The organism is Pseudomonas sp. S3_B11, assembly GCF_054667715.1.
Genome location: NZ_CP162749.1, coordinates 3,875,953 through 3,889,572, shown reverse-complemented (window position 1 = coordinate 3,889,572; position 13,620 = coordinate 3,875,953). Strand labels below are relative to the sequence as shown.

9 protein-coding genes and 1 other RNA gene are annotated in these 13,620 nt (G+C 61.0%); 7 read left to right on the top strand and 3 right to left on the bottom strand.

The genetic code is table 11. The annotated features are described in order from the left end of the window. The first annotated feature begins 222 nt into the window (after positions 1–222). The 6 genes from AB4O22_RS17495 (at position 223) to ffs (ending at position 9,519) form a co-directional block, all read left to right on the top strand. Positions 223–882: a GntR family transcriptional regulator gene (locus AB4O22_RS17495; protein WP_003199566.1), complete on the top strand. Its 660-nt coding sequence runs from the start codon at positions 223–225 to the stop codon at positions 880–882. A gap of 2 nt (positions 883–884) precedes the next feature. Further along, positions 885–4,373, top strand: a complete 3,489-nt coding sequence (gene smc / locus AB4O22_RS17490; protein WP_460096836.1) for a chromosome segregation protein SMC — start codon at positions 885–887, stop codon at positions 4,371–4,373. A 258-nt stretch (positions 4,374–4,631) separates the two neighbouring features. Next, positions 4,632–5,477: a cell division protein ZipA gene (gene zipA / locus AB4O22_RS17485; protein WP_003199570.1), complete on the top strand. Its 846-nt coding sequence runs from the start codon at positions 4,632–4,634 to the stop codon at positions 5,475–5,477. A 118-nt stretch (positions 5,478–5,595) separates the two neighbouring features. Beyond that, positions 5,596–7,953 carry an NAD-dependent DNA ligase LigA gene (gene ligA, locus AB4O22_RS17480; RefSeq protein ID WP_460096834.1) on the top strand — a complete coding sequence of 786 codons (2,358 nt, stop codon included), beginning with the start codon at positions 5,596–5,598 and terminating at the stop codon, positions 7,951–7,953. 128 nt (positions 7,954–8,081) lie between these two features. Beyond that, a complete protein-coding gene (locus AB4O22_RS17475) occupies positions 8,082–9,242 on the top strand; it encodes a zinc-binding metallopeptidase family protein (RefSeq protein ID WP_013692610.1) in 1,161 nt (386 codons plus the stop codon). 180 nt (positions 9,243–9,422) lie between these two features. Then, positions 9,423–9,519, top strand: an RNA gene (gene ffs, locus AB4O22_RS17470) — signal recognition particle sRNA small type. Positions 9,520–9,712: 193 nt separating this feature from the next. On the opposite strand, the gene AB4O22_RS17465 is transcribed toward ffs, so the two are convergent. Next, positions 9,713–10,219 (bottom strand): DUF4823 domain-containing protein, encoded by a 507-nt coding sequence (locus AB4O22_RS17465; protein WP_223473049.1) that lies wholly within the window; start codon positions 10,217–10,219, stop codon positions 9,713–9,715. Positions 10,220–10,431: 212 nt separating this feature from the next. After that, on the bottom strand, positions 10,432–10,746 hold the full coding sequence (locus AB4O22_RS17460; RefSeq protein WP_003199578.1) for a helix-turn-helix domain-containing protein: 315 nt from the start codon (positions 10,744–10,746) through the stop codon (positions 10,432–10,434). Positions 10,747–11,084: 338 nt separating this feature from the next. On the opposite strand from AB4O22_RS17460, the gene AB4O22_RS17455 reads away from it, so the two are divergent. Next, entirely contained in the window at positions 11,085–12,833 is a 1,749-nt protein-coding gene (locus AB4O22_RS17455; RefSeq protein ID WP_223473048.1) for a putative bifunctional diguanylate cyclase/phosphodiesterase, read from the top strand. On the opposite strand, the gene AB4O22_RS17450 is transcribed toward AB4O22_RS17455, so the two are convergent. Further along, positions 12,779–13,549 carry a substrate-binding periplasmic protein gene (locus AB4O22_RS17450; protein ID WP_223473047.1) on the bottom strand — a complete coding sequence of 257 codons (771 nt, stop codon included), beginning with the start codon at positions 13,547–13,549 and terminating at the stop codon, positions 12,779–12,781. The two genes, AB4O22_RS17455 and AB4O22_RS17450, sit on opposite strands and share 55 nt — an antisense overlap. Positions 13,550–13,620 lie beyond the last annotated feature (71 nt).

The following is a 13,620-nucleotide window of genomic DNA, read 5'->3' as shown; positions in this document are numbered from 1 at the left end:
CTCGTGATGACAGCGGTACATTCAGTATGGATGCAAGATGACAGACCGTTATCGCGAGCAAGCTCGCTTCCACAGGTTCTTCCACAGGTTCTGTTTCAGCAGGAAAGCTCAAACTTTTTTTGCTTGAATCGTGCCAAAAACCCGGTACAGGCCCTGCGCCATGACGTATCGAGTGCGCTACACTGCGCCGCTTGTGCAAATCGAAGAGTTTGAAGGACAACCATGACGTTCAAGGCCCCGGACAGCCTCGCCGAGCAAATCGCCCATCACCTCGCCGAACGCATCATTCGCGGCGAAATGAAACCGGGAGAGCGCATCCAGGAGCAGAAGGTCACGCTGGCACTCAACGTCAGCCGCGGCTCGGTCCGCGAGGCCTTGCTGATCCTGGAACGACGCCACTTGATCGCGATCCTGCCGCGCCGTGGCGCCCACGTCACCGAACTCACCGAACACAAGGTGCGCAGCCTCTGCACGCTGATGAGCGAGCTGTACATCCTGCTGGGCAACGCCGTGGCCCATGGCTGGAAAGAGCAGGCCGACATGGCGCCGTTCGTAGCGATCCAGCAGCGTCTCAACGACGCCTACGCGCGCCAGGATATCCGTACCTTCGTCGATGAAAGCTTCAGCGTGATGCGCGCCGCCTATCCCTTTGCCGACAACCCGTACTTGCAGGAAACCGTCGAGAACCTGCAACCGGCCATGAGCCGTGCCTATTTCCTGGCCCTGGACCAGCGCAAGGCGGAAATGAGCGAGTTCCTCGACCTGTTCCAGCGCCTGCTCGCCGCTGTGCTGGCCCGTGATTTACCGCAGATCCGCATCGTGCTCACGGCCTACGCCCAGCGCAGTTGCGACCTGGTGGTCTCTGCCTTGACGAAGGCCTGAACGTGCGGCTCAAGTGCATCAAGCTGGCGGGGTTCAAATCCTTCGTCGACCCGACCACGGTGAACTTCCCCAGTAACATGGCGGCGGTGGTCGGGCCCAATGGTTGCGGCAAGTCGAACATCATCGATGCCGTGCGTTGGGTGATGGGCGAGAGCTCGGCCAAGAACCTGCGCGGCGAGTCGATGACCGACGTCATCTTCAACGGCTCCACCAGCCGCAAGCCGGTGAGCCAGGCCAGCATCGAGCTGGTGTTCGATAACTCCGACGGTACCCTGGTCGGCGAGTACGCGGCGTATGCGGAAATCTCCATTCGTCGCAAAGTGACCCGCGACAGCCAGAACAGCTATTTCCTCAACGGCGCCAAGTGCCGGCGTCGCGACATCACCGATATCTTCCTCGGTACCGGCCTGGGCCCGCGCAGCTACTCGATCATCGAACAGGGCATGATCTCCAAGCTGATCGAGGCCAAGCCCGAAGACCTGCGCAACTTCATCGAAGAAGCCGCCGGTATTTCCAAATACAAGGAGCGGCGGCGCGAGACTGAAAACCGCATTCGTCGCACCCACGAGAACCTCGCGCGCCTGACCGACCTGCGCGAAGAACTCGAACGCCAACTCGAGCGTTTGCACCGTCAGGCCGAGGCCGCGAAGAAGTACCAGGAATACAAGGGCGAGGAGCGCCAGCTCAAGGCCCAGCTGTCGGCCCTGCGCTGGCAAGCGTTGAACGAGCAGGTCGGTCAGCGTGAGGCGATCATCGGCAACCAGGAAGTCAGCTTCGAAGCCCTGGTGGCCGAGCAACGCAACGCCGACGCCGCCATCGAACGCCTGCGTGACGGACACCACGACCTGTCCGAGCGCTTCAATCTGGTGCAGGGGCGCTTCTATTCCGTGGGGGGCGACATCGCCCGGGTCGAGCAGAGCATCCAGCATGGTCAACAACGACTGCGGCAGTTGCAGGATGACTTGAAGGAAGCCGAGCGGGCGCGCCTGGAAACCGAATCGCACCTGGGCCACGACCGCACGTTGTTGCTGACCCTTGGCGAAGAACTGGACCGGCTCACGCCAGAGCAGGAAATCACCAGTGCCGCCGCCGAAGAGGCTGCCGCGGCCCTGGAAGAGGCCGAGCTGACCATGCACGGCTGGCAAGAGCAGTGGGACAGTTTCAACCTGACCTCGGCCGAGCCACGGCGCCAGGCTGAAGTCCAGCAGTCGCGCATCCAGCAGTTGGAAACCAGCATGGAGCGCCTGGCCGAGCGTCAGCGCCGCCTGTCCGAAGAGCGCGCCTTGCTCGCGGCGGATCCGGAGGACGCGGCGATTCTGGATCTGAGCGAGCAACTGGCGGCCAGTGAAGCCACCCTCGAAGACTTGCAGGCCAGCGAAGATGCCCAGGTCGAACGGCTCGAGCAACTGCGCCAGGCCTTGCAACTGGCCTTGCAGAACCAGCAGCAGGGCCAGGGCGAATTGCAGCGGCTCAATGGACGCCTGGCCTCGCTGGAAGCCTTGCAGCAAGCCGCGCTGGACCCAGGCACCGGCACCGCCGAATGGCTGCGCGATCAGCATCTGGCCGAGCGTCCGCGACTGGCCGAGGGTCTGAAGGTCGATGCCGGTTGGGAGCTGGCGGTGGAAACCGTGCTGGGTGCCGATCTGCAGGCGGTGCTGGTGGATGACTTTGGCGGCTTCGATTTGTCGGGTTTCACCCAGGGCGATCTGCGCCTGCTCAGCCCGGCTGGCGACGGCGTACGAATCCCCGGCAGCTTGCTGGACAAGGTCGAGGCCCAGGTTGACCTGTCGCCCTGGCTGGGGCAGGTCAAACCGGTGGACAGTCTTGAGCAGGCCTTGGCCCTGCGTGGGCAATTGGCGGTCGGCGAAAGCCTGATCAGCCGTGACGGGTATTGGGTCGGCCGGCATTTCCTGCGGGTACGCCGGGCCAGCGAAGCCGAGAGCGGCATGCTTGCCCGTGGTCAGGAAATCCAGCGCCTGGGCGAAGAGCGCGAGGAGCGCGAGGCCAGCGTCGAAGCCCTGGAAACCGAATTGCAGAACCTGCGGGCGCAACAGCGTCAGCAGGAGAACGGTCGCGAACACCTGCGGCGGCTATTGCAGGATGAAGCGCGCCAGCAAGGCGAGCTCAAGGCGCAATTGTCGGCCGGCAAGGCCAAGGTTGAACAGCTGGCGCTGCGCCGCACCCGCCTGGAAGAAGAAATCGCCGAACTGGGCGAGCAGCGGGCGTTGGAGCACGAACAGATCGGCGAGGCGCGCTTGCAACTGCAGGAAGCCCTCGATGCCATGGCGCTGGACACCGAGCAGCGCGAACTGCTGCTGGCCCAGCGCGACAGCCTGCGCGAGCGCCTGGACCGGGTGCGCCAGGAAGCACGCCAGCACAAGGACCATGCCCATCAGTTGGCGGTGCGCCTGGGCTCGCTCAAGGCCCAGCACGATTCCACGCGCCAGGCCTTGGAACGGCTGGAAATGCAGTCCGAACGCCTGACCGAAAAACGCGAGCAGTTGAGCCTCAATCTGGAGGAGGGTGAAGCGCCGCTGGAGGAGCTGCGCCTCAAGCTCGAAGAGTTGCTCGACAAGCGCATGAGCGTCGACGAAGAGCTCAAGACGGCGCAGATCGCCCTGGAGGACGCCGACCGTGAACTGCGCGACGCCGAAAAGCGCCGCAGCCAGGCCGAGCAGCAATCGCAACTGATTCGCGGCCAGATGGAACAGCAGCGCATGGAGTGGCAAGCCCTGACCGTGCGGCGCAAAGCCTTGCAGGACCAATTGCTGGAAGACGGCTACGACCTCGACGGCGTGCTGGCCACCCTGGTGGCCGGGGCGAACGAGAAGGACGCCGAGGAGGAGCTGGAGCGCATTGCCCAGCGCATCCAGCGCCTGGGGGCAATCAACCTGGCGGCCATCGACGAGTACCAGCAGCAGTCCGAGCGCAAGCGCTACCTGGACGCCCAGAACGACGATCTGGTGGAAGCGCTGGAGACCCTGGAAAACGTCATTCGCAAGATCGACAAGGAAACCCGCAACCGCTTCAAGGATACCTTTGATCAGATCAACGGCGGTTTGCAGGCACTTTTCCCAAAAGTTTTCGGTGGCGGCAGCGCTTACTTGGAACTGACGGGCGAAGATTTACTCGATACAGGGGTGACAATCATGGCGCGTCCTCCTGGCAAGAAGAACAGCACCATCCATTTGCTCTCCGGTGGCGAAAAGGCGCTGACCGCGCTGGCCCTGGTCTTTGCCATCTTCAAATTGAACCCGGCGCCGTTCTGCATGCTCGACGAAGTCGACGCACCACTGGACGACGCCAACGTAGGCCGTTACGCACGGCTGGTGAAGGAGATGTCTGAAACGGTGCAGTTCATCTACATCACCCACAACAAGATCGCCATGGAAATGGCCGATCAGTTGATGGGGGTGACCATGCATGAGCCGGGCTGTTCGCGGCTGGTGGCGGTGGATGTGGAGGAGGCCATGGCAATGGTGGATGCCTGAAGAACGGTTTGTAGGGCTTCTACTTGGAACGCTGTAGGTATTTTTTACCCTAGGGCCTGTTGTTCAAATCACAGATTGGACACAAGCCTGTGCGACAGACGGTGTAAAGTTATCTTTGGTCGTGCTAGTTTAATGTCAATTTTTCGTATGCGTGGGCAAAACGCCATTCAGAACATAGAGTTGGCGCCACGTTTTAAAGCGGTTTGCAAATAGCTAAGCCCCTTATTTTTCAGCATTTTTATAGAGGCACGGGATTACATGGAAATCGGTCTGCGCGAGTGGCTGATCGTCATCGGCATCATTGTCATTGCCGGTATTCTTTTCGACGGCTGGCGCCGCATGCGCGGCGGTAAGGGGAAACTGAAGTTTCGCCTGGACCGCAGCCTTTCGAACCTGCCCGATGAGGATGACAGCGCCGAACTGCTAGGCCCGCCCCGGGTGCTGGACACCCACAAGGAGCCGCAGCTGGACGAACACGACTTGCCGTCGATGAGCGCGCCTGCCCGTGAGCCTCGGGAGTCGAGTTCCAAGCGCGGCAAGCGCAACAGCGAGCCGTCCCAGGGTGATTTGAACCTGAACCTCGACCTGGATGGTGGCCCGAGCTTCAGCAGTCGCGACAGCGATTTCCCGGACGAGAACAAAACCTCGAGCGCCGACAAAGACCAGGCCCAGGCTGAAGAAGTGCTGGTGATCAGCGTGATCTGCCGCGACCCGGCCGGCTTCAAGGGCCCGGCGTTGCTGCAGAACATCCTGGAAAGCGGCCTGCGTTTCGGCGAGATGGACATTTTTCATCGTCACGAGAGCATGGCCGGCAACGGCGAGGTGCTGTTCTCCATGGCCAACGCCGTCAAGCCTGGCGTGTTCGACCTGGATGACATCGATCATTTCAGCACGCCGGCGGTGAGTTTCTTCCTCGGCCTGCCGGGCCCGCGTCATCCCAAGCAGGCCTTCGACGTGATGGTGGCCGCGGCTCGCAAGCTGTCCCAGGAGCTCAATGGCGAACTCAAGGATGACCAGCGCAGTGTGCTGACTGCCCAGACCATCGAGCACTATCGCCAGCGCATCGTCGAATTCGAGCGCCGGGCATTGACCCAGAAGCGCTGAGGCTAAAGATCGCTGGCCTGTAGGAGCTGACGAGTGCAGCTCCTACAGCTCCTGCACGCGATCGAAGTATTGAGAATGAGCAGCCTAGGCTGCTCTTTTGCTTTATGAGAGAGCACCCATGAACGCCGTTGAAACCCGCATCCAACAGCTGCGCACCGAGCTGGATCAGCACAACTACCGCTACCACGTCCTCGACGAACCGAGCATCCCGGACGCCGAGTACGACCGCTTGTTCCACGAGCTCAAGGCCCTGGAAGAACAACACCCGGAGCTGGTGACCGATGATTCCCCGACCCAGCGCGTCGGCAGCGTGGCCCTGTCGGCGTTCAGCCAGGTGCGCCACGAGATCCCGATGCTCAGCCTGGGCAACGCCTTCGACGAAACCACCATGCGCGAATTCGACCGGCGGGTGACCGAAGGCCTCGATCTGCCCATGGGCGATTTGCTGGGCGGTGGCGCGGCGGTGGAATACAGCTGCGAGCCGAAACTCGATGGCCTGGCGGTCAGCCTGTTGTATCAGGACGGCATGCTGGTGCGCGGAGCCACGCGCGGTGATGGCACCACGGGCGAAGACATCAGCGTCAACGTGCGTACCGTGCGCAATATTCCCCTCAGGCTGCAGGGCAGCGGCTGGCCGCCATTGCTGGAAGTGCGCGGCGAGGTGTACATGTCCAAGGCCGGCTTCGAGCGCCTCAACGCTACGCAACTGGAAGCGGGTGGCAAGACCTTCGCCAACCCGCGCAACGCGGCGGCGGGGAGCCTGCGCCAGCTGGATTCGAAGATCACCGCCAACCGCCCGCTGGAATTCTGCTGCTACGGTATCGGCCAGGTGACCGCGGACATTGCCGATACCCACATCGGCAATCTCAAGCAGCTCAAGGCCTGGGGCTTGCCCATCAGCCGTGAATTGAAGCTGGCCCACGGCATTGACGAATGCCTGGATTACTACCGCGACATCGGTGAGCGGCGCAACGCGTTGCCGTATGAAATCGACGGGGTGGTGTTCAAGGTCAACAGCATCGCTTCTCAGCGCGAACTGGGTTTCCGCGCTCGGGAACCACGCTGGGCCATCGCTCATAAATTCCCGGCCTCTGAAGAACTCACCGAGTTGCTGGACGTCGAGTTCCAGGTCGGCCGCACTGGCGCCGTGACGCCCGTGGCGCGCCTCAAACCGGTCAAGGTCGCTGGCGTGACCGTGGCCAACGCCACGTTGCACAACATGGACGAAGTGGCGCGCCTGGGCCTGATGATCGGCGACACCGTGATCATCCGCCGTGCCGGCGACGTGATCCCGCAAGTGGTGCAAGTGATCACCGAGCGCCGCCCGGACGATGCCCGCCCTGTGGAGATCCCCCGGCAGTGTCCGGTGTGTGGTTCCCATGTCGAGCGCACGCAACTGATCAAGCGCAGCAAGGGCCGTGAAACCATCAGCGAAGGTGCAGTGTACCGTTGCGTCGGTCGCCTGGCCTGTGGCGCGCAGCTCAAGCAGGCGATCATTCATTTCGTGTCGCGCCGGGCCATGGACATCGAGGGCCTGGGCGAGAAGAGCGTCGAGCAACTGGTGGATGAGGGGCTGGTGGGTTCGCCCGCCGATCTGTATGCCCTGATCTTCGAGCAGGTGGTCGACCTGGAAGGCTTCGCCGAACTGTCGAGCAAGAACTTGCTGGCGGCCATCGTCGACAGTAAGAAGCCGAGCCTGGCGCGTTTCATCTACGCCCTCGGCATCCCGGACGTGGGCGAGGAGACCGCCAAGGTCCTGGCTCGCTCTCTTGGTTCGCTGGAGCGCGTACAAGCGGCTGTGCCCCAGGTGCTCACCTACTTGCCCGATGTCGGCCTGGAAGTGGCCCACGAGATCCACAGCTTCTTCGAAGACCCACACAACCGCCAGGTGATCAAGGACCTGCTGCGCCACGGTCTAGAGATCCAGGACCAGGGCGAGTTGGGCGCCGAGTTCTCCGCCAGCACGACCCTGGGTGGCTTTCTCGACAAGCTGAACATCCCTTCGGTCGGGCCGGGCGGGGCGCAGAAACTGGCAGACAAGTTCGGTTCACTCGAGGCGGTGATGAACGCCGACTGGCTGGACATGCGTCAGGCGTTGCCGGAAAAGCAGGCCAACGCTGTGCGCGAGTTCTTCGCCGTTGCTGCCAACCGTCAGCAGGCCGAGGCAGCGGAACAACAGTTGCGCGACTTTGGCATGCATTGGCAGAGCGAGAAGAAGGTCGTCGAGGGCTTGCCCGAGGCAGGTCACACCTGGGTGCTGACCGGTTCGCTGGAGTTGATGAGTCGCGACGTCGCCAAGGACAAGCTGGAGAGCCTGGGGGCCAAGGTCGCCGGTTCCGTGTCGGCGAAAACCCACTGCGTGGTGGCGGGGCCGGGTGCCGGTTCGAAATTGACCAAGGCCAATGAGCTGGGGCTCAAGGTGCTGGATGAAGAGGCGTTTGTCGTCTTTCTGAGTCAGCATGGCATCACGGTTTAGCCGGGTTGGCTCTTGTGGCGAGGGAGCTTGCTCCCTCGCCACGGTTTATCGGGCACTATGACGCAACGCGTGGGAACGATCATGGAAGTGGGGTGATCTAGTCTTGCAGGCTCCAGGGAGAGATCGCCATGTACCGCTTCTTCGAACAACTGAGCTCACGCATCGCCGCGCCGTTCCTGGGCGATCGGTCACGTAACAGCAAGGTCTGGCCGTGCCGCTGTGGCCAGTCGTTGTTTTTTCGCAATAGCCAATGCCTGGCCTGCCTGGCGGCGCTGGGTTATCAACCTGAGCAGAGTCGCCTGACGTCCTTGCAACCCGGCGAGCAAGCCGGGACCTGGACCCTGGACGCCGATCCCCAAGCCGGGCTGTTCCGCCGTTGCGCCAACCTCGACACTGCGGCGGCCTGCAATTGGCTGCTGCCGGACAATGGGCGCGATACCCTGTGCATCGCCTGTAGCCTGAACCGTACTATTCCCGACCTGTCGATCCCGGAAAATCCCGAACGCTGGCGCAAGGTCGAGACCGCCAAGCGTCGTCTGGTCGCGCAGTTGATTACTTTCGGCTTGCCGGTCATCCCGAAAACCGTCGACGAAAATATCGGCTTGGCGTTTGATTTCATCGGTGTCGATCCCGACGGCACGCCACCCACCACCGGTCACGCCAGCGGACTGATCACCCTCGACATCAAGGAAGCTGACGATGCCCATCGCGAATACGTGCGCCAGCAGATGCGCGAGCCGTATCGCACCTTGCTCGGGCATTTCCGGCATGAGGTGGGGCACTACTACTGGGACCGGCTGGTCGCCAACAGCCATTGGCTCGAGGCTTTTCGCGAGCTGTTCGGCGATGAGCGCGCCAGCTACGCCGACGCCCTGGAGCAGCACTACCAGCAAGGCGCGCCGCTGGACTGGCAAACCCGCTACGTCAGCGCCTATGCCACCATGCACCCGTGGGAGGACTGGGCCGAAACCTGGGCCCATTACCTGCACATGATGGACGCGGTGGACACCGCCCTGGGTTTCGGCATGAGCGCTCGGGAAATGGATTTCGACTACCAGCCGTTCCCGCCCGAGACCTTGTACGACGCCGAACATGCAGGCGGTGCGGCTTTTCTTTCGTTCGTCAACGCCTGGATCGAACTGGCTGGCATGCTCAACGAACTGTCCCGCAGCATGGGCCAGCCGGATTTCTACCCGTTCGTCGTGCCGGCTGCCGTCATCACCAAGCTGCATTTCATCCACCTGGTGATCCAGGAAGAGGGTGGTCGGGCGGATGAGGTGTTGTTGTAGTTCTGTGAGAGCAGCCTGCATCCATGCCTGATGTGCCGACATCATCGCGAGCAAGCTTTGCTCCCACAGCAAGTGCTTGAACATCTTCAGTTTTTTAATCCGGCACGAACGGTTGTAACTTCTTGCCAGATAGGTACAATGGCGCGGCTCGCCGTCAGGCGGGCGTCGTTATGGTGACCCCATCGGTCCCCCCGCAACGATTACCCGTGAACCTGGTCAGATCCGGAAGGAAGCAGCCACAGCGGGAACATTGTGTGCCGGGGTGTGGCTGGTGGGGTTGCCTCCATAACGCCCAAACCTTCGTTCGCAAGGTTTGTCAAATTCCAATCATTTCTTTTGTTTCGCTGATCGATATCGGTCATTGCTTTCTGCTATCCGGATTTTGCCGCGGCCAGGGCAAACGAGTGCTGAAGGGGAAGTCCGGCCCGTCCTGCATCGACGGACCGAGTTCCTATCGTAGACCGATTGGATCAGTATTGAGCTTTCACATACTCAGCAATCGGCTCATGCAGCAAATCCTGTGGATGATCCCCGCCAAAGGTCGCCCATTTGCTTTTGCCGGACAGGACCGAGGACCCCAGCGGCTGCTCTCCTGTCGGGCCATAAATGGCGAGTTTTACTTCAATCTTGTCGGGAAGCCCCGACCATTCTGTGGCGCGTTCTTCCCAATGCAGGATTTCCGGGATGACGTAGTAACCAGAAGGTCCGTTCTGTCTCAGGCAGCTCAATTCACGGCACGCGCCCATTACCGTCACGCGGTTGGTGTAATAAGAAAAGGCCGTTTTAACGGCGGCAGCTGTCATATCGCCGGATGCCGGGTAAGGCGTTGTTTCGTAGCTGCCGTCGACCGGTGTGGCGATGGTGACGGGCATTTGTCGATCAAGTTTTGCCTGGTTGGAGAATACGTCTTGCTGTGCGTATTTGGCGGTGCAGCCGGTAGCGAGTATCGAGACAAGAATGATCGAAAATTTATGCACAGTGTCCCCTTGGATTTTATTGTGTCGACGAGTCATAGGCGCCATAGGGACGCAGGAATCAGCGCGTTGATAGTCGAGGTTCGTAGCTGGCGATGTCAACGTGACATTATGTCTTGCGTCACCCTCGGAATTAGTCGAGCGGGCAAACGAACGCCAAAGAAAAGCCCGGCCTGCCTCCCCTCGGCAGCCCCGGCTTCTCTTTCACATCTGCATCAAGGCTTGGACAAGGCCTGGTCGACCGCCGCGATCAGCTTGCCCAGGTCCTTGGAGGTGGCTTTGTGTATGACGCCGAACAGATACGCCCGCTGTTCGTCCTCATCGCCCATGTCGGCAAAAAAGGCTTTCAGTTGTACATCCAGCACATTGGCAAGCAGGAACAAGGCTTCGACGCTGGGGGTGTAGGTGCCGGTTTCGAAGCGGCTGATGGTTTTGGGGTCAAAACCGGTTTTTTCGCCAAGTTCAGCCTGAGTAAGCCCCGCTACTTTGCGGTAGCGTCTGATGGCTGGACCCAAACTTGAAATTTGCATCGCTTAATTCCCATTTAGAATCAAGAACTTAACGATAGATTTTCGCATTAGACAACCGCGTGATCCATCACCTTGCTTTGCAAAGTGTGATGTGTTTCGTAGAATCGGCCTTTGGCACGGGTATTTGGTGACTTGCTTCAGAAGCCGGGGTGTGTGCAAAGACCGGGCCTTGCGTTTCTTGCCGCGATACACGGCAAGGGCTGAAGCTCTCCCTTAGCACCGCCAGGGCCCGCGCTCCAGCTTCCCTCAAAGTGTTTGAGCCTAGTTGATTTTCGCCTGTCTTGAAGGCGGTGCAACCGCGCGCGACAAATGAGCCTGACTCATGGATGACTGCTTCGATGGATAAGAAGTACCGCAGAGCCGTTGACGCCGCCGCGATTTTTTCCGAAACCGATCTGAGCGGGCGCATCACCTACGTCAACGATCAATTTTGCAGCCTTTTTGGTTACCGGCGCGATGAGTTGTTGGGTGTGAACCATCGCCTGCTCAATTCCGGCCAGCACCCTGACGAGTTCTTCGGCGCCATGTGGCGCACCATTGCCCTGGGCCAGGTCTGGAAAGGGGAAATCTGCAACCGGGCCAAGGACGGTACGCTGCACTGGGTCGACACGACCCTGGTACCAGTGATCGATGACGATACAGGACAAATCGAACGCTACCTGGCAATTCGCTTCGATGTCAGCGAAAAGCGTCGCCTGCTGCATTCCCTGCAATGGCGGGTTGGTCACGATGTGTTGACCGGGTTGCCCAACCGCACTTATCTGTCCGATCTGCTGGACCAGGCCCTGGAGTTTTCCCGTGCGGAAAACTTGCCTCTGGCGGTGTGCATGCTCGACCTCGATGGCTTCAAGGCGGTCAATGACGGTTATGGTCATGCCAGTGGCGATCGGCTGTTGGTGGAGGTCGCCAGGCGCCTGCGCAGTATCGTGCGTGGCGAGGACGTGGTGGCGCGGCTGGGTGGGGACGAGTTCGTGCTGGTGCTGCGCCATGTGCGTGGGATGGATGAGTTGCATGCCGCGTTGAGCCGGGTGTTGATCGCCGTTTCCATGCCGTATGGCATTGACGGTAAGGACATCAAGGTCTTCGCCAGCATTGGCGTCACATTGTTCCCATGGGATAACGACGACGCCGAGACCTTGTTGCGCCACGCCGACCAGGCGATGTACGTGGCCAAGCAAAGCGGTCGCAACCGTTTCCACTTGTTCGATGTGTCCCGGGACAAGGAAGTGCGAGCCACTTACCAGACCGTCGAGCGGGTCCGCCAGGCACTGGCCGGTAACGAGTTGCGGCTGCATTTCCAGCCCAAGGTCAACATGCGTCATGGCACCGTGGTCGGCATGGAGGCGCTGCTGCGCTGGAAGCATCCGCAACGTGGCCTGGTGCCGCCACGGGAGTTCCTGCCGCTGGTGGAAGAGACCGACCTGATTGTCGAGATCGGCGAGTGGGTCATGGAGCAGGTACTGACCCAGTTGCAGCAATGGCAGCAAGCGGGGCAGGGCTGGCCGGTGAGCATCAATATCTCGGCGCGGCATTTCCAGCGGGCGGATTTTGTCGAGCGGTTGCGACAGGTGTTGGAACGGCATCCGGCGGTACCGCCACGCCTGTTGGATCTGCAGATTGTCGAATCGGTCGCATTGGAAAACCTTGCCCACGTCAGCGCCTGCCTCCAGGCCTGCCATGCCTTGGGCGTGGGGTTTTCGCTGGGTGGTTTCGGCACGGGCTACTGCTCGCTCAACGACCTCAAGCACTTGCGCACGCAAACCATCAAGATCGACAAGACCTTTGTCCGCGACATTCTCCATGACCGCGACGACCTGGCACTGACCGAAGCGGTGATCGGCCTGGCCCGGGCGTTTGGCCGTGAGGTGGTCGCCGAAGGGTTGGACAGCCTTGAGCATGGCCAACTGTTGCTGAACCTGGGCTGTGAGGTGGCACAAGGTTATTTCATCGCCCGGCCCATGCCGCCCGAACGGATACCCGGCTGGGTGCAGGGGTTCATCCCGCCGTCGCAATGGCAGCAGCGGCCAGGCGATCAGGGGGAGGGTGCCTCGCTCCTGGCCTGCGATGCGTCACTGCGGCCCGTGTAAAGCTGGATGATCGCGTCGATCTCCCCGGAGGTTTTCATGTTCAACAGGGTCCTCAGAATGCGTTGTGCTGGAATGTTCGGATCGTTGCGCACATAACAGCTCAACTGCTGTTCCTGAAGCACTGCCACCTCATGGAGTTGCCGATCAGCGGTATGACGTTGATTGAACCAGTCCAGCGCCCATTGGTTGCTGATCCCGTAGCGATAACGCCCGGCCAGCAGTTTCGCCAGCACTTGTTCCTGGCTGCGGGCGTCGTCGCGGTGCAGTTGGCTGCGGTCGAACAAGGGTTGCAAGGTCGGGTAGGTATAGCCGAGCACCGTGCCGATGGGCTGTTCCGGCAACGTGGCTAGTGTGACCGCCGCAGGGGCGCTTGCCGTGGCGACGAGCAGGTCGCGCTGGAAAAACAACGGGACGCTCCATAGGTAATCGCCACTGTCCTTTACCCAGTCGGGGCTGACGTAGCAACGCATGTCGATCTCGCCGTGTTTCATGGCGCCGTCCAGCCGGGCGCGGGATAGGACATGGAATTGCGCCGGCAGTCCCATCCGGGTCGCCAGGCTGGTCATTATGTCGGGAAGGATGCCCTGGGTCGGGCGACCCCGTTCGATCTGCACCATGGGCATCGCCCAGCCGTCGGTAACGGCAAAACGCAAAGGTACTTCATCAGCAAAACAACCTGTACCCAACAACAGCAAAGCCCCCATGGCTGAGCGCATAAACTCTCCTGACTGTGCAAAACCGCGTCGACAACCGAGTCCCTGATCCAATCTTAGTCAGATTAGACGAG